The organism is Specibacter sp. RAF43, assembly GCF_052114065.1.
Lineage (GTDB): Bacteria > Actinomycetota > Actinomycetes > Actinomycetales > Micrococcaceae > Specibacter.
In genome coordinates this window covers 14,257-29,446 of sequence record NZ_JBFREA010000018.1, presented here as the reverse complement: position 1 = coordinate 29,446, position 15,190 = coordinate 14,257, and the positions used below count along the sequence as shown (strand labels likewise).

The window sequence follows — 15,190 nt, the reverse complement described above, 5'->3', positions numbered from 1 at the left end:
GGGTCCGGCGGCGGAATGGGTGTGCCGTACGCTTAAACCATGACTGACAGCGCTCCCGCCACCACCGCCAACCACCCGGCCGGTCCCTCCTTCGGGGCGTTGGCAGGCCTGCGCTTCGCCAAGGGCCACGGCACCGGAAACGACTTTGTGCTGGTGGCCGATCCCGACGGCGCCCGCGACCTCACGGCCGCCGATGTGGCACACCTGTGCGACCGGCACCGCGGCATTGGCGGGGACGGGCTGATCCGCGCCGTCCGGTCCCGGCACGTGCCCGAGGCCGCGGCCCTGCTCGCGGCTAATCCGGCGGCGGAATGGTTCATGGACTACCGCAACGGCGACGGCTCCGTCTCGGAAATGTGCGGCAACGGGGTACGTGTGTTTGTCCACTTCCTCATCGGCCAGGGCCTGGCCGTCCTGGCCGAGGGCGAGGCGCTGACCATCGGTACCCGCGGCGGCGTCAAGGTGGTCGCCCGCACGGCGGACGGGTACCGCGTGGACATGGGCCCGTGGGACTTCATCTCCCCCGAACAGGCACGGGCGCGCGGCACGGATGCGCTGGTCGACGCCGCCGGGCTGGACGTGGCCCGGCCGGCGCTGTCCGTGAGCATGGGCAACCCGCACACCGTGGTGGCGCTGGCCGACCGGGCCGAGCTCGACGGCACCAACCTATCCGTCGCCCCGGTGGTCACCCCCGTCCCGACGTACGGGACCAATGTGGAGTTTGCGGTGCCGGCCGAGCCCCTGGTGACGGACGACGTCGGCCACATCAGCATGCGCGTGCACGAGCGCGGCGTGGGGGAGACCCTTTCCTGCGGGACGGGCGCGTGCGCGGCCGCCGTTGCCACCCGTTTTTGGGCCGGTGCGGATGCCCCCGACACGTGGTCGGTGACGGTTCCCGGCGGTGTGGTGGGCGTGCGGTTCTTCCCCGGCCCGGACGGGCGCGAGCACGTGGAACTAAGCGGCCCGGCCGTCATCGTGGCCGACGGGGTCCTGGCCTAGCCCGCCGCGGGCCGGGCGACCTTGAGGATGCGGAAGGCCTTGGTGGTGCTGTCGCGGCTGACCTTCAGTCCCAGGGCCGGGAACTGTTCGGCCAGTTCGGCGGCAAGCCAGCGCTGCAGCGAATCCGAGCCCAGGTTCTTCTGGACCACCAAATAGGCGGTGCCGCCCTCGGCGAGCCGGGGGAGCCACATGAGCAAGATCGAATGCAGCTCGGCCTTGCCGACCCGGATCGGCGGGTTCGACCAGATGGTGTTGAACCGCAGCCCGGGGTCCACGGCGTCGGGGGTTGAGGCGCGAACGTTGGACAGGCCCAGGGTCCGGGCGTTGTCGCCGGTCAGTTCGACGGAGCGCTCGTTCACGTCCACCGCATACACGGTGGCGCCGGGGGAGCGCAGGGCCAGGGTCAGGGCCACCGGTCCCCACCCGCAGCCGATGTCGAGCAGGTTGCCGGTCTCGGCCGGCGGCGGCGCCTGTCCGAGCAGGATCGCGGTGCCCTTGTCCACGCCGTCCGGGCTGAAGATGCCGCCGGCGGTTTGCAACTGCCGTTCCGCCGACGCCAGGACCACCCGCAGGGGACGGCGCTTCATCGGCGTTGACGGTTGTGAACTGAAATAGTGATCTGCACCCTGAATACCCATAGTTCTGCCAGATTAGTGGGGAATGGCGCCGTTGGGTATCTAGGCCCGCCTTAGGTCCCGCCCCACCGCGCCGCCCGTGTGGCGTTATCCACAGCCGGACGGACAAAGGTGTGTCTGTCGGTGCCCGGGACTACGATTGAGGTAATCGCTAATAAGGAGAATATGTCCAACGCATCCGCACCTCACGGTTCCGCCGGGAACACTGTGCCCGCCGGCAATTCCGCGGGAAAGTCCCGCCCGGACCTCTCCGTGGACGAGATTGAGGCCGTGATCGACCGTATCCTGGCCAAGGACGCGGCGGCCGCGCGGGCCGTGCATGTTGACGAGCGCCTCGACGCGGAGGACCCCCAGTCCGGGACCGCCGCGGCCCATCCCTTCAGCGGCCGGGCGCAGGCCCTGTCCGCCCTCTCCCAGCCGCACAGCAGCGTCGACGGCGATCAATCGGAACTGGCGGCACGCCATGCCCTGCGCCGCACCGCCGGGCTGTCCACGGAACTGGAAGACGTCACCGAGGTCGAGTACCGGCAGCTGCGGCTCGAACGCGTCGTGCTGGCCGGACTCTGGACGGAGGGCACCATGGCCGACGCCGAGAATTCCCTGCGGGAATTGGCGGCCCTGGCCGAAACCGCCGGCTCCGAGGTCCTTGACGGGCTCGTCCAGCGCCGGGCCAAGCCGGACCCCGCCACGTACCTGGGATCCGGCAAGGCCCAGGAGCTCAAGGACATCGTCCAGGCCACGGGGGCCGACACCGTGATCATTGACGGTGAACTGGCCCCCTCCCAGCGCCGTACGCTGGAGGACGTCGTCCAGGTCAAGGTCATCGACCGGACCGCCCTGATCCTGGACATCTTCGCCCAGCACGCACAGTCGCGCGAAGGCAAGGCCCAGGTCGAGCTGGCCCAGATGGAATACCTGCTCCCGCGCCTGCGCGGGTGGGGCGAATCCATGTCCCGTCAGGCCGGCGGCCGGGTCGGAACCGCCGGCGGCGGCATCGGCTCCCGCGGCCCCGGCGAAACGAAGATGGAACTGGACCGCCGTAAGATCCGCACCCGCATGGCCAAACTGCGCCGGGAGATCGCCGCGATGAAGCCGGCCCGGGAGACCAAGCGCGCCAACCGCCGTCGCAATGCGGTGCCGTCCGTGGCCATCGCCGGCTACACCAACGCCGGCAAGTCGTCGCTGCTCAACCGGCTCACCGATGCCGGCGTCCTGGTGGAAAACGCCCTCTTTGCCACGCTTGATCCCACCGTGCGCAAGACCGAGACGGACGACGGCCTGGGCTACACGCTGGTCGATACGGTCGGCTTCGTCCGGTCCCTGCCCACCCAGCTGGTGGAGGCCTTCCGTTCCACGCTCGAGGAGGTCGCCGACGCCGATCTCATCTTGCACATCGTGGACGCCGCGCACCCGGACCCCGAAGGCCAGATCGCCGCCGTCCGGACGGTCATCGCCGAGGTCGGCGCCCGCGAAATCCCCGAGATCATCGTGTTGAACAAGTCGGACATCGCCGATCCCTTCGTGGTGGAGCGGCTGCGGCAGCGCGAGCACAACACCGTGGTCGTCTCCGCCCGCACCGGCGCCGGCATGGAGGAGCTGCTGGCCGCCATCAGCCACTCGATTCCCCGCCCCAGCCTGGAACTGACACTGCTGGTGCCCTACGACCGCGGCGACGTGCTGAACCGGCTGCACCGCAGCGATGCCGAGATCGTCAGCCTGGACCACGGCGCCGCGGGAACCATTGCCGTGGTGAAGGTGCGCGAGGACCTGGCCGCCGAGATGGCGCCCTTTGTCCAGCATGAGTGAGGCCGTCCGCCAGGAGAGGGTGGACACCGTCTCGCTCGGCGGTCGGGCCCTGGAGCTCCTCGACCACGCCGTGGAGGCCATGGGTGGACAGCGCCGCGACGGTCAGCAGGAGATGGTCCGGCGCGTGGTGGCCGCCATCGAGTCCGGGGACCACCTGCTGGTGCAGGCCGGCACCGGGACCGGCAAGTCCCTGGCGTACCTGATCCCGTTGATCGTGCATGCACTGGAGAGCGAGAAGCCCTCCGTCGTGGCCACCGCCACGCTGGCCCTGCAAGCCCAGATTGTCGGCCGGGACGTGCCCCGCCTGCTCGCGGCGATCGGGCCGCTGCTGCCCCGGCCCATCGACGTCGCCCTCGTCAAGGGCCGCAGCAACTACGTGTGCAAGCACAAGCTCGGCGGCGGGTTCCCCACCGAGGAATCCACCGAAGGGGCGCTGTTCAGCCTGGGTGAGGACACCAGCGTGGTCCATCTACCCGGCGCCAAGGCCGGCCCGTCCTCCGCGATGGGGCGCGAGGTGGTCCGGCTCCGCGAGTGGGCCGAGGAAACGGCCACCGGCGACCGCGACGAACTCACGCCCGGCGTCACGGACAAGGCGTGGCGACAGGTGTCCGTGACCTCCATGGAATGCCTGGGCGCGCAAAAGTGCCCCCTCGCGGAGGTCTGCTTCTCCGAGCTGGCCCGGGCCCGCGGCGGCCAGGCCGACATCGTCGTCACCAACCACGCCATGCTGGCCATCAGCGCCTTTGAGGGCATCGCCGTGCTGCCCGACTACGACATCGTGGTGATTGACGAGGCCCACGAACTCCAGGACCGGGTGACCGGTGCGGTGACCGGCCAGCTGTCCGTCCAAATGGTCCAGGTCGCCGCCTCCAGCGCGCGCAAACACACCGGCATTTCCGTTGAGGCGCTGCACGCCGCCGCCACGGCCCTGGACTTCGCCTTTGCCGGCACCCCCACCGGCCTGCTGCCCAACGGCCTCGGCGCAGAACACACCGCCGCCGTCGAACAGGTCAGGGACGCCGCACGTGTGGCGCTCTCCGATTCCAAACCCGAAGGCAACGCCGCCGCGGACGGCGGCCGCTCCATCGCCCGGTCCCGGCTGAACCTGGTCTTCGACCTCTGCGAGCGGCTCCTGGATGCACGGGACGCCCGCGAGGTCGTGTGGACGTCCCGCCAGGGCACGTTCACCCCGGGCCGGGGCTACCAAAAGGCCGACGACGCCGAGCCGCCGGTCATCAACATCGCCCCGCTGAGCGTGGCCGGCAAGCTCCGGGAGGGGCTTTTCGCCGACCACACCGTGGTGCTGACCTCCGCCACCTTGGCCATCGGGGATTCCTTCACGCCCACCGCCGGCGGGCTGGGGCTGTTGGGCGCCAACGCGCCCGCCTGGACCGGGGCCGACGTCGGCTCCCCCTTCGACTACACGAAACAGGGCATGCTGTACGTGGCCGCCCATCTGCAAAAGCCCGGGTTCGGCACCTCTCCGGAACAGCTCGCGGAGCTCGCCGCGCTCATCACGGCGGCCGGCGGCGGAACGCTGGCCTTGTTCTCCTCCCGGCGCGCGGCCGAGGACGCGGCCGAAAAGCTGCGCAAGAGCCTGTCGGTGAAGATCCTGTGCCAGGGGGATTCCTCCATGGCGGCCCTGATCAAGGAGTTTGCCGAGGAGGCGGACACGTGCCTGTTCGGGACCATGTCCCTGTGGCAGGGTGTCGACGTGCAGGGAGCGTCCTGCCGGCTGGTGGTGATCGACAGGATTCCCTTCCCGCGCCCCGACGACCCGCTGGTGACCGCCCGGGCCAGGGCCGTGGCCCAAAACGGCGGCGACGGCTTCATCGCCGTCTCGGCCACGCATGCGGCCGTCCGCCTGGCCCAGGGCGTGGGACGGCTGATCCGCTCCAGCACGGACCGGGGGGTGGTGGCCGTGCTGGACTCCCGCCTGGCCAATGCCGGCTACGGCGGCTTCCTGCGCGCCGCGCTGCCCCCGTTCTGGTCCACCCGGGACCGCTCCGTGGCGCTGGCCGCCCTCCAACGGCTCTCCGGCCGGTAACCCGTCCGGCGGCGAAGACGCCGGCCGGAACAGATCCGCCACACACGACAAGGCGCCCCGGTCCGATGACGGGGGCGCCTGTGCGGGGGCAGCCTAGAGGCTGCGCAGGACCGAGACCACTTTGCCCATCACGGTCGCGCTGTCGCCGAGGATGGGCTCATAACGGGTGTTTTGCGGCAGCAGCCACGTGTGGCCGTCGCGCTGGCGGAACGTCTTGACCGTGGCCTCGTCGTCCAGCAGGGCGGCCACGATTTCCCCGTTGTTCGCCGTGTTTTGCCGGCGCACCACCACCCAGTCACCGTCGCAGATGGCCGCGTCGATCATGGAGTCCCCGGCCACCTTCAACATGAACAGCTCCCCGCTGCCCACGATCTGGCGCGGCAGCGGCATGATGTCATCGACCATCTGGTCTGCCAGGATGGGCCCGCCGGCGGCAATCCGTCCCACCAGCGGAACAAACGCCGTGTCCGAGGAACTGCTCAGCTGGGCAAAGTTCAGGCCGTTCGAACTGCGCACACGCTCCGGGGAGTCGACCCCTTCGATCTCCACCACCCCATTGTCCAGGACCAGCGGGATGAGCACCTCCATGGCGCGGGGCCGCTTGGGATCCCTGCGCAGGTAGCCGTGGCGTTCCAACTGGGTCAGCTGGTGCGTGACGCTGGACAAGCTCGCCAGGCCCACGTCGTCGCCGATTTCACGCATCGAGGGCGGGTAGCCCTTGTCGGCAATGGACCGTTGGATGCACTCAAGAATCTTCTTTTGTCGGACCGTCAACCCCTTCATTCCGGCCCTGCTGGGGGCCTGGGGGATGCGATGCGACGGTTCTGCTGGCGCCATTGTCGTCGTCCTTTCCTGGATGCAATCGAATAATGTCAGTGCCTGCTGGTGGACTGCCCTTATGTTGCGAATCCTCCTCCTAGATTAAGCCAAAAATGGACGAATTTCAAACATTTGTTCTATCGAGTCTTGGCAACAGTAGTCAATAGATGCTAAAACTAGAGAACACACGTTAGAACATCTGTTCTATCGAACATGTTGAGCATGGAAGTTCGCCCGGGCGTGGGATCCGCAGGGATCGCGGTTCGGGATGAATCTCCATTGTGTGAAAGGAAACGAAGTCATGAGCGCATTGATGATTTCCATTGCCGGTCCTTCCCAACCCGTGCGGGTCGCCCCGTCGGCCGCGCCCCGCCGGCCCCAGGCGTCGGCCGCGTTCCGCCGGCCCCAGGCGTCGGCCGCGCTCCGCTGGCCCCAGGCGTCGGCCGCGCTCCGGCTGACCCGCCGCGGCCGCCTGGTGTTCCTGGGCATCCCGGCGCTTCTCACGGCCGCCGTCGTGGCCCTCGTCGCGCTGGCCCTCCTGCTGGGAACCGTCGCCAGCCCGGCCAATGCCGCCGTGACCGGAACCCGGGTCAACCTGGCCGACTACGCCTCCACCGTCACGGTCCTCCAGGGTGAGAGTCTCTGGTCCCTCGCCGCGGCCAGCGATCCCGGCCGCGACGTCCGGGCCGTGGTCAGCGAGATTGTGGCCCTGAACGGCCTGAGCACCGGGGTCATCCAGGCCGGACAGCAGCTCTACGTGCCACGCCCCAAATAGCGGTGCCCCATAGCGGCGCCCCACGGCCGCGGGCAGGCTGATGTGACGAAGACGGCCGGCCCGCGGGCCGTCACAAGTTCGGAACTTTGCCCGGCTCCACTTAAACTGGTGGCATGGATCAGTTTGAACGTCTCAGCCAGCTACCCCTCCGCGACGATCTTCGCGGTCAGCACCCCTACGGTGCCCCCCAACTGGACGTCCCCATCCTGCTCAACGTCAATGAAAATACCTTCGGGGTGCCCCTGGACGCCCGGGAGGCGATCCTGAAGGCCGTCGCCAACGAACTTGACGGACTCAACCGCTACCCGGACCGCGAATTCACCGAGCTTCGCCGCGCCCTGGCCGCATATCTTGGCCACGACCTCACCGAGGAGAACATCTGGGCTGCCAACGGCTCCAATGAGGTTCTCCAACAGCTCCTGCAGGCCTTCGGCGGGCCGGGCCGCCGGGCCATCGGCTTCCCGCCCACCTATTCGATGTACCCGCTGCTGGCCAGCGGCACGGGCACCGCCTACGTCACCGGTGTGCGCGCCGAGGGCTACGCCCTGACCGCGGAGTCCGCCGCACGCCAGGTGCGCGAGCAGGCGCCGAATATCGTCTTCTTGTGCTCGCCCAACAATCCCACCGGAACGGCCCTCGGCCTCGACGTCGTCGAGGCCGTCTACGAGGCGGGGACGGCATCGCAGGCCATCGTCATCGTTGATGAGGCCTATGCCGAGTTTGCGCACGCCGGAACACCGAGTGCCCTGTCCCTGCTTCCGGGCCGCCCGCGCCTGGTGGTTTCACGCACCATGAGCAAGGCGTTCGCCCTGGCCGGCGCCCGCGTCGGGTACCTGGCCGCCGCGCCCGAAGTCACGGACGCCGTCCGGCTTGTCCGCCTCCCGTATCACCTCTCCGCCATCACCCAGGCCACCGCCGTCGCGGCGCTGCGCAACTCGGACTCCCTGCTCGCCAATGTGGAGCACATCAAGGTCCAGCGAGACCGGATCGTCAACGAGCTCACGGCCATGGGACTGGCGCCGTCGCCGTCGGACTCCAACTTCGTATTCTTTGGCGGGCTCGCCAACCCCCAGGCCGTCTGGGAGGGGCTCCTGGCAGACGGCGTGCTGATTCGCGACGTCGGCATTCCCGGGCACCTGCGGGTGACGGCCGGAACCGAGGCGGAAACCACGGCCTTCCTGGAGGGACTGCGCGCCCTGCTGGGGCGCTAGCCCCGCCGCCCACCCGGGGGAGAATGATCCGCTTTGGGTGGAATCGCCCTCTCCTCCTAAACTGGAGGGACATGCCAGCACCGCGTTGAGCGACGCCACACACTTAAGGACCATCCAACGATGACCGAGAACAGCCCGAAGCCCGGCCAGGGACGCACCGCACGCATCGAGCGCGCCACGAGCGAATCCTCCGTGCTCGTGGAGATCAACCTGGACGGCACCGGGGTCTCCGACATCGACACCGCGGTACCGTTCTACGACCACATGCTCACCGCCCTGTCCAAGCACTCGCTCATCGACATGACCATCAAGGCCACCGGCGACACCCACATCGACGCCCACCATACGGTGGAGGATGTGGCCATCTCCCTCGGCGAGGTGCTCCGCCAGGCCCTGGGCAACAAGGCCGGCATTCGCCGGTTCGGCGAGGCCACCGTGCCGCTGGACGAGGCCCTGGCCCACGCCGTCGTGGACGTATCCGGCCGTCCCTACCTGGTCCACGGCGGCGAGCCCGCCGGGCAGGAGTACCACCTGATCGGCGGACACTTCACGGGCTCGCTGACCCGCCACGTGTTTGAGGCCATCACGCTGCACGCGCAGATCTGCCTGCACATGCGCGTGCTCGGCGGCCGCGATCCGCACCACATCGTCGAGGCCCAGTTCAAGGCCTTTGCCCGGGCGCTGCGCTCCGCCGTCGAACCGGACCCGCGGGTCACCGGAATCCCGTCCACGAAGGGCCTGCTGTAAGCATGAGCGCCACCCCGACCCCGCCCACCGTCACCGTCCTGGACTACGGCTCGGGCAACGTCCGCTCGGCCGTGCGCGCCCTCGAGCGGGCCGGCGCCGCCGTCACCCTCACCGCCCGGCCCGAGGACGTGCTGACCGCCGACGGCCTGGTGGTGCCCGGCGTGGGCGCGTTCGGATCCGTCATGGCCGAATTGAAAAACGTTGACGCGCTGCGGATGATCGGTCGCCGCGTGGCCGGCGGCCGGCCCGTGCTGGGCATCTGCGTGGGGCTGCAGGTCCTCTTCGAGGCGGGGGTGGAACACGGGGTGCGCCAGGAAGGCATGGGGGAGTGGCCCGGGACGGTGGAGCTGCTGCCCGCCGCCGTCGTCCCGCACATGGGGTGGAACACAGTCACGGCCCCGGCGGACTCCATGCTGTTCGACGGCGTCGCCGAGGAGCGGTTCTACTTTGTGCACTCCTACGGTGTGCTCACCTGGGACTTTGACGTGGTCCAGCCCCGGATGAAACCGCCCCTGGTCACCTGGTCTGAACACGGCGCACCCTTCATTGCCGCCGTTGAAAACGGGCCCCTGTGTGCCACCCAGTTCCACCCGGAAAAGTCCGGCGACGCCGGTGCGCGCCTGCTGCGCAACTGGGTCGACTCGCTGCGCCAGGCCGCCTAGATGTGGTCCCTGCTGCTCATGGGGCTCGCCGGGTTGCTGATCGGCGGCGCGTATGCGTTCTACCAGCAAAAAACGCCGCGCTGGATCCCCATCAGCTTCATTGCCCTTGCCGTCATGTCCCTGCTGGCGGCCTACCTGTTCACGCTTTCCAACTAGCCGGCGCCGGCCGCGCCGCACAGCCCGTAACCACCGAAGAACGTTGAGGACCCGATGACCACCACCGCCCCCATCCTGGAACTGCTGCCCGCCGTCGATGTCGCCGACGGCCAGGCCGTCCGCCTCGTCCAGGGCGAGGCCGGCTCCGAAACCAGCTACGGCTCACCCCTTGAGGCGGCCATGAACTGGCAGAACGACGGCGCCGAATGGGTCCACCTGGTCGACCTCGACGCCGCCTTTGGGCGCGGTTCCAACCTGCCCCTGCTGCGCGAGGTGGTCCAGGCGCTGAACGTGAAGGTGGAACTCTCCGGCGGCATCCGCGACGACGCCTCCCTGGAAGGCGCCCTGGAACTGGGCGCGGCCCGCGTGAATCTGGGCACGGCCGCGCTGGAAAACCCGCAGTGGACGGCCCGGGCCATCGCGCGCTTTGGCGAGCAGATCGCCGTCGGGCTCGATGTGCGCGGCACCACCCTGGCGGCCCGCGGCTGGACCAAGGACGGCGGGGACCTTTGGGAGGTGCTCGCCCGGCTCGAGGACGCCGGCTGCGCCCGCTACGTCGTCACCGACGTCACCAAGGACGGCACGCTGCGCGGCCCCAACGTGGACCTGTTGCGCGAAATGTGTGCCCGCACGGCCAAGCCCGTGGTGGCCTCGGGCGGCATCTCCAGCCTTGAGGACCTGCGCGTGCTGCGTGATCTGGTGGGCGACGGCGTCGAAGGCGCCATCGTCGGCAAGGCGCTGTACGCCGGGAAGTTCACGCTGCCCCAGGCCCTCGACGTGGCCGGCCGCCGCTAACTCGGCGCACGATCGTGACCCAGACGCCCCGGAAGCCGCTGCCCGGGCACATCGCCGCCAAGCTGGCCGGCGCCGGCGGGGCAACGGACTCCGCCGGGCAGCCCTGGCAGGGGCGGGATCTGCCGGCGCAGGAAAAATACCACAACTTTGAGAACGACGACGGCGCCACCGACGCGCACTTCGCCGCGGCGGTGCAGCGGCTGGTCGCCGGGACCGGGGTCGAGGGCGACGTGGTGGCGAGCCTGGCGACGGCGCGGGTGTTCATCCCGATCGTGGCGCAGCTGGCCGAACAAACCGTGGGCGCGAACGGTCTCGCGGCCGACAAGGAGTCGGACATGGCCCTGGTGACCGTGCAGGCCCCGGACGGTCGTCGCGCGCTGCCCGTGTTCACCAACGCGGCCGCCCTTTCGCGGTGGCACCCCCAGGCGCGCCCGGTCGCCGTTTATGCCGCCCGGGCCGCGCTGTCCGCGGTCGCCGAGGACGCTGCGTTGCTGGTGGTGGACCCGGGGAGCGAGCGGCCGTTCGTCGTCCGCCGCCCGGCGATGTGGGCGCTGGCTCAGCAGCGCCCGTGGATCCCCAGCTACCAGGATCCGGCCGTGCTGACGGTGCTGGCGGACTCCGTCACGGCGCTCGCCCACCCCGCCGTGCTGGCCATTTCCGCCACCGCCGGCCAGGGCATAGAATCCCTGTGGGACAAGAACGCTGAACCGTCTGGACGGTTGGTGCACGGGGGTGGCGCCGGGCCGGAACTGACCGTCAACCTCACGTTGCGGCCCGGGCTCGACCAGCCCGCCGTGGCCGCCGTCCTAGCGGCCCTGCAGGATACCTGGGCGGGGAATCAATATTTCGCCGCCACTGTCGACTCCGTCGCGATCCGCCTCTTGAATCCGCACCCCGCACCGGGCCCCTGACGGGCCGGTGGCCCTGCTTCAACGCCGAGAGAGAAGACGCACGTGAATTTTGCCGCCTACCGGCAACTACTCGCGCTGGCACCCGTGCGACGGCTGCTCTTGATCGCCATGATTGCCCGGATCCCGCACGCCGCGGCCGGGGTCCTGCTGACCCTGCATGTGGTCCAAACCATGGGCCTGAGCTACACGGCCGCCGGCGGGGTGGCCGCCGCCATCACCCTCGGCATGGCCCTGGGCGCACCGTGGCGGGGGCGCCAGGTGGACCTGCACGGGCTCCGGCGGGCCCTGATACCGTCCGTCATCGCCGAGGTGGTCGTGTGGTCCATTGCCCCGTTCCTGAACTTTCAACTCCTGGTGGTTGCCGCGGTGCTCGGGGGACTCTTCGCCGTGCCCATCTTTTCGGTGGTGCGCCAGGCGCTGGGCGTCATGGTGCCGGCGGAGCAACGCCGCACGGCCTACGCCCTGGACTCCATGGGCGCCGAAGTGACGTTCATGATCGGCCCGGCCGCCGGCGTCGTGCTCGCCACCACCATCCACACCGTCGTGGGCCTGATCATCATTGGTGCGGCCTCCGCCGTCGCCGGGTTGCTGCTCATGTGGTTCAATCCGCCCACCCGCACCGGCCAGCAGGGCGCGTACGTCGCCGTCGGCGACCAGGCCGCCCTGGATTCGCTGGCGGACATGGCCCCGGCGGAAATCGTGGCCGGCCAGTCCTCGGCCGCCGGCAGCTACCTTGGCCGTGTCCGGGACCGCACGCGCGACAACCTGGCCTGGGTCAACCTGGCGGTCCTGGCCGTCCTGGGGGCGGCGCTCGGGGCGGGCCTGGTGCTCTCCGGCACCGATGTCGGCATGGTCGCCGTCCTGCGCGCCAACGGCCAGGTGGGCCAGCTGGGGATCGTGTTCTTCTTCTGGTGCGGCGCGTCGCTGCTGGGCGGGCTGATCTACGGCTCCCTGAAACGCTCCATCAGTCCGTTGTGGCTGCTCGGGGCCATGGCCGTGCTGACCATTCCGATGGGATTCGCCACCGATGCCTGGACGCTGGGCCTGCTCTCCATCCTCCCCGGCCTGCTGTGTGCGCCCGTGCTGACTTCCAGTGCCGAGCACATCGCGGATCTGGTCGGCGAGCGGCGGCGCGGGGAGGCCATGGGCTGGTACGGGTCGTCCCTGACGATCGGCAGCGCCATGGGCGCACCGTTCGCCGGGGCCATGATCGACCACATCGGCCCCTGGGCCGGATTCGCCATCACCGGCCTCATCGCCGCCGTCCTGGCCCTTGCCGGGCTTGCCGCGCAGAACATCCGGCGCCGCCGGGCCGCTGCGCCGGGAGGGGCGCTCGGGGAGCCGGCGGCGGAGTCGAAGGATGTCCTGGGCGGGACCGACGCGGCGTAGGGACGTTAAGGGCTGTGCTCGGCCGTGACGCTAGTTGACGGCGCCGGTGTACTTCTCGCCGGGACCCTTGCCGGGTGCGTCCGGGAACTCGGAGGCCTCGCGGAAGGCCAGCTGCAGGGAACGCAGCCCGTCGCGCAACGGCCCGGCATGCTGACTGCCAATCTCCGGGGCGGCGGCGGTGATGAAACCGGCCAGCGCGGTAATCAGCTTGCGTGCCTCATCCAGGTCCTTAAGCTCCGATGCGTCCGGCCCGGCGGCCAGCCCGCACTTGACCGCGGCCGCGCTCATCAGGTGGACGGCCGCCGTCGTAATGACCTCAACGGCGGGAACTTCGGCGATGTCTCGCACCACGGCGGCGGTGTCGGCGTCGCTGAGCGCCTCTTCGGGGGAGGCGTCGAAACTGTGGCGGGTCTCCGGGGTGTCCTGATTGTTATCTGAGCTACTCATACTGCTAAGCTTGTCACAGACCGACTGGATGTCGTTATTCGATGCCCGCCGCAAGGCAGGGTTCAAAGGTTACGGCGTCCGGTTTGCAAGTGGAGTCCTCTCCCACCTTTCGACCCAAGAAGTTGGCGTTGTCTGGTTCAGGTCGGAGCGTCCCGGACGGGAGGCTGGCCGCACCCCCTGCAGAGGGGTTGAGCGGCACCGATTTCTTAGAGGCTTCCACATTGCATCAGCGATGGGAGGCCTTCTCCTTTGCTGGTGGCGTTCACATATCTTTCGCAACAGGAGTTACACATTAGCGAGCCACGCATCAATGATCGTATCCGCGTCCCCGAGGTGCGGTTGGTTGGGCCAGCAGGCGAACAAGTAGGGATCGTCCGCATCGAAGATGCCCTCCGTCTTGCCGCTGAGTCGGACTTGGATCTGGTTGAGGTCGCGCCGACGGCCAAGCCGCCGGTGTGCAAACTGATGGACTTCGGCAAGTACAAATACGAGGCCGCCGTCAAGGCCCGCGAAGCGCGGAAGAATCAGACGAACACCGTCCTGAAGGAAATCCGCTTCCGCCTGAAGATCGACAAGCACGACTACGAGACCAAGCGCGGGCATGCCCTGCGCTTCCTCGGCGCCGGCGACAAGGTCAAGGCCATGATCCAGTTCCGCGGCCGGGAGCAGCAGCGCCCCGAAATGGGCATCCGCCTGCTCCAGAAGTTCGCCGAGGACGTCGCCGACGTCGGCGCCGTGGAGTCGAGCCCCCGCATTGACGGGCGCAACATGGTCATGGTGATCGGCCCGTTGAAGAACAAGGCCGAAGCCAAGGCAGAGGCCCGTCGCCAACAGCAGCGCGCCGACGCCAAGGCCCACAACGAAGCCGTCGCCAACGGCACCGCCCGCGTCGACGTGGACCGCGACAACAAGGTCCCCATGACCCAGTCCCTGGCAGAGCTGCTGCCCTCGGGCCTGCACCTGACGGACGACGACGCCTCCGCCGCCGTCGTCGACGCACCGGCCGCTGCCGGCGAGTCGGCTGACGCGCCGGCCGAGGACGCGACCACGACGGCCCCGCCCGCCAAGGCTGAGCCCGTCAAGGTTGAGCCGGCAAAGGCTGAGCCGATCAAGGCTCCCGTTGCGAAGGCGCCGGCCGCGGCTCCCGCGGTGAAGGCCCCCGTCGCGAAGGCGCCCGTTGCGAAGGCTCCGGCCGCTGCCAAGTCCGCCGTCGCGGCCCCGGCCCCGGCTCCGGCCGCCAAGCCCGCCGTCGCGGCCCCGGCCGCCGCGCCGAAGCCGGTCGCGGCCCGGCCGATCCCGATGCCCAAGCCGATGCCCAAGCCCGCCGCCGTCAAGCCGGCGGCCCGGCCCGCGGCCAAGCCGGCCGTCAAGCCCGCGGCCAAGGGCGGCTCTGCAAAGAGCGTGCCCGCGGCCGCCAAGAAAGACTCGGCTGAGTAGGGTTCATCCCTTTGCTCAGCGGTGAAAACACACCCCCACAGTGACCCAACCAGTCGCTGCAAGAGAACCACAGGCAGCGCCGGTGGATACGTAAGGAGACAGGTCCTCATGCCGAAAATGAAGACACACAGTGGTGCAAAGAAGCGTTTCAAGCTCACCGGTTCCGGTAAGCTGCGGCGCCAGCAGGCCAACCGCCGCCACTACCTGGAGCACAAGCCTTCCAGCCTGAAGCGCCGCCTCAAGGGCGACCTCCTGGTCGCCAAGGCCGACGTCCGCAACATCAAAAAGATGCTCGGCATCTAATTTCGCAAGTTGATCGGCGTTGGTCCCGTTCCGGGACGACGTCATTTCATA

General features: G+C 69.2%; 16 protein-coding genes. 13 read left to right on the top strand and 3 right to left on the bottom strand.

All coding sequences use genetic code 11. The features are described 5' to 3' along the window. Positions 1-39 precede the first annotated feature (39 nt). Positions 40-999 (top strand): diaminopimelate epimerase, encoded by a 960-nt coding sequence (gene dapF, locus AB4Y80_RS11185; RefSeq protein WP_442214209.1) that lies wholly within the window; start codon positions 40-42, stop codon positions 997-999. On the opposite strand, the gene AB4Y80_RS11180 is transcribed toward dapF, so the two are convergent. Further along, positions 996-1,586 carry a class I SAM-dependent methyltransferase gene (locus AB4Y80_RS11180; RefSeq protein WP_442214208.1) on the bottom strand — a complete coding sequence of 197 codons (591 nt, stop codon included), beginning with the start codon at positions 1,584-1,586 and terminating at the stop codon, positions 996-998. The genes dapF and AB4Y80_RS11180 overlap by 4 nt on opposite strands. A gap of 213 nt (positions 1,587-1,799) precedes the next feature. Between AB4Y80_RS11180 and hflX the strand changes: the two genes are divergently transcribed. Beyond that, positions 1,800-3,440 (top strand): GTPase HflX, encoded by a 1,641-nt coding sequence (gene hflX, locus AB4Y80_RS11175; protein WP_442214207.1) that lies wholly within the window; start codon positions 1,800-1,802, stop codon positions 3,438-3,440. After that, complete coding sequence (locus AB4Y80_RS11170) at positions 3,433-5,487, top strand: ATP-dependent DNA helicase (protein ID WP_442214206.1); 2,055 nt, start codon at positions 3,433-3,435, stop codon at positions 5,485-5,487. The genes hflX and AB4Y80_RS11170 overlap by 8 nt, the downstream gene beginning before the upstream one ends. Positions 5,488-5,580: 93 nt before the next feature. Here the strand turns inward: AB4Y80_RS11170 and lexA are convergent, their stop codons facing one another. Next, positions 5,581-6,324 carry a transcriptional repressor LexA gene (lexA, locus tag AB4Y80_RS11165; RefSeq protein ID WP_442214205.1) on the bottom strand — a complete coding sequence of 248 codons (744 nt, stop codon included), beginning with the start codon at positions 6,322-6,324 and terminating at the stop codon, positions 5,581-5,583. Positions 6,325-6,607: 283 nt separating this feature from the next. On the opposite strand from lexA, the gene AB4Y80_RS11160 reads away from it, so the two are divergent. The 8 genes from AB4Y80_RS11160 (at position 6,608) to AB4Y80_RS11125 (ending at position 12,952) form a co-directional block, all read left to right on the top strand. Next, on the top strand, positions 6,608-7,081 hold the full coding sequence (locus tag AB4Y80_RS11160) for a LysM peptidoglycan-binding domain-containing protein (protein ID WP_442214203.1): 474 nt from the start codon (positions 6,608-6,610) through the stop codon (positions 7,079-7,081). A gap of 113 nt (positions 7,082-7,194) precedes the next feature. After that, on the top strand, positions 7,195-8,292 hold the full coding sequence (locus AB4Y80_RS11155; protein WP_442214201.1) for a histidinol-phosphate transaminase: 1,098 nt from the start codon (positions 7,195-7,197) through the stop codon (positions 8,290-8,292). 120 nt (positions 8,293-8,412) lie between these two features. Continuing rightward, entirely contained in the window at positions 8,413-9,039 is a 627-nt protein-coding gene (gene hisB, locus AB4Y80_RS11150) for an imidazoleglycerol-phosphate dehydratase HisB (protein WP_442214199.1), read from the top strand. Positions 9,040-9,041: 2 nt separating this feature from the next. After that, positions 9,042-9,701 (top strand): imidazole glycerol phosphate synthase subunit HisH, encoded by a 660-nt coding sequence (gene hisH, locus AB4Y80_RS11145; protein WP_442214198.1) that lies wholly within the window; start codon positions 9,042-9,044, stop codon positions 9,699-9,701. Then, positions 9,702-9,857, top strand: coding sequence for a hypothetical protein (locus AB4Y80_RS11140; RefSeq protein ID WP_442214197.1), 156 nt, complete (start codon positions 9,702-9,704; stop codon positions 9,855-9,857). 54 nt (positions 9,858-9,911) lie between these two features. After that, entirely contained in the window at positions 9,912-10,652 is a 741-nt protein-coding gene (gene priA, locus AB4Y80_RS11135) for a bifunctional 1-(5-phosphoribosyl)-5-((5-phosphoribosylamino)methylideneamino)imidazole-4-carboxamide isomerase/phosphoribosylanthranilate isomerase PriA (protein WP_442214196.1), read from the top strand. An 11-nt stretch (positions 10,653-10,663) separates the two neighbouring features. Then, the gene (locus AB4Y80_RS11130; protein WP_442214248.1) at positions 10,664-11,563 is read left to right on the top strand and encodes an SseB family protein; all 900 of its coding nucleotides are present in this window, start codon (positions 10,664-10,666) and stop codon (positions 11,561-11,563) included. A 42-nt stretch (positions 11,564-11,605) separates the two neighbouring features. Next, positions 11,606-12,952: an MFS transporter gene (locus AB4Y80_RS11125; protein WP_442214195.1), complete on the top strand. Its 1,347-nt coding sequence runs from the start codon at positions 11,606-11,608 to the stop codon at positions 12,950-12,952. Positions 12,953-12,982: 30 nt separating this feature from the next. On the opposite strand, the gene AB4Y80_RS11120 is transcribed toward AB4Y80_RS11125, so the two are convergent. Further along, complete coding sequence (locus AB4Y80_RS11120; RefSeq protein WP_442214194.1) at positions 12,983-13,399, bottom strand: DUF1844 domain-containing protein; 417 nt, start codon at positions 13,397-13,399, stop codon at positions 12,983-12,985. A gap of 255 nt (positions 13,400-13,654) precedes the next feature. Here AB4Y80_RS11120 and infC point away from each other — a divergent pair, with 255 nt between their 5' ends. Beyond that, positions 13,655-14,836: a translation initiation factor IF-3 gene (infC, locus tag AB4Y80_RS11115; RefSeq protein WP_442214193.1), complete on the top strand. Its 1,182-nt coding sequence runs from the start codon at positions 13,655-13,657 to the stop codon at positions 14,834-14,836. Positions 14,837-14,944: 108 nt separating this feature from the next. Further along, positions 14,945-15,139, top strand: a complete 195-nt coding sequence (gene rpmI / locus AB4Y80_RS11110) for a 50S ribosomal protein L35 (protein WP_038467906.1) — start codon at positions 14,945-14,947, stop codon at positions 15,137-15,139. Positions 15,140-15,190 lie beyond the last annotated feature (51 nt).

Bases quoted from the DNA above. Each gene is read 5' to 3' on its own strand.
- AB4Y80_RS11160 (WP_442214203.1), top strand. From the start codon at position 6,608: ATGAGCGCATTGATGATTTCCATTGCCGGTCCTTCCCAACCCGTGCGG.
- AB4Y80_RS11155 (WP_442214201.1), top strand. From the start codon at position 7,195: ATGGATCAGTTTGAACGTCTCAGCCAGCTACCCCTCCGCGACGATCTT.
- AB4Y80_RS11170 (WP_442214206.1), top strand. From the start codon at position 3,433: ATGAGTGAGGCCGTCCGCCAGGAGAGGGTGGACACCGTCTCGCTCGGC.
- rpmI (WP_038467906.1), top strand. From the start codon at position 14,945: ATGCCGAAAATGAAGACACACAGTGGTGCAAAGAAGCGTTTCAAGCTC.
- dapF (WP_442214209.1), top strand. From the start codon at position 40: ATGACTGACAGCGCTCCCGCCACCACCGCCAACCACCCGGCCGGTCCC.
- priA (WP_442214196.1), top strand. From the start codon at position 9,912: ATGACCACCACCGCCCCCATCCTGGAACTGCTGCCCGCCGTCGATGTC.
- hisH (WP_442214198.1), top strand. From the start codon at position 9,042: ATGAGCGCCACCCCGACCCCGCCCACCGTCACCGTCCTGGACTACGGC.
- hisB (WP_442214199.1), top strand. From the start codon at position 8,413: ATGACCGAGAACAGCCCGAAGCCCGGCCAGGGACGCACCGCACGCATC.
- AB4Y80_RS11140 (WP_442214197.1), top strand. From the start codon at position 9,702: ATGTGGTCCCTGCTGCTCATGGGGCTCGCCGGGTTGCTGATCGGCGGC.
- hflX (WP_442214207.1), top strand. From the start codon at position 1,800: ATGTCCAACGCATCCGCACCTCACGGTTCCGCCGGGAACACTGTGCCC.
- lexA (WP_442214205.1), bottom strand. From the start codon at position 6,324: ATGGCGCCAGCAGAACCGTCGCATCGCATCCCCCAGGCCCCCAGCAGG.
- AB4Y80_RS11180 (WP_442214208.1), bottom strand. From the start codon at position 1,586: ATGAAGCGCCGTCCCCTGCGGGTGGTCCTGGCGTCGGCGGAACGGCAG.
- AB4Y80_RS11120 (WP_442214194.1), bottom strand. From the start codon at position 13,399: ATGAGTAGCTCAGATAACAATCAGGACACCCCGGAGACCCGCCACAGT.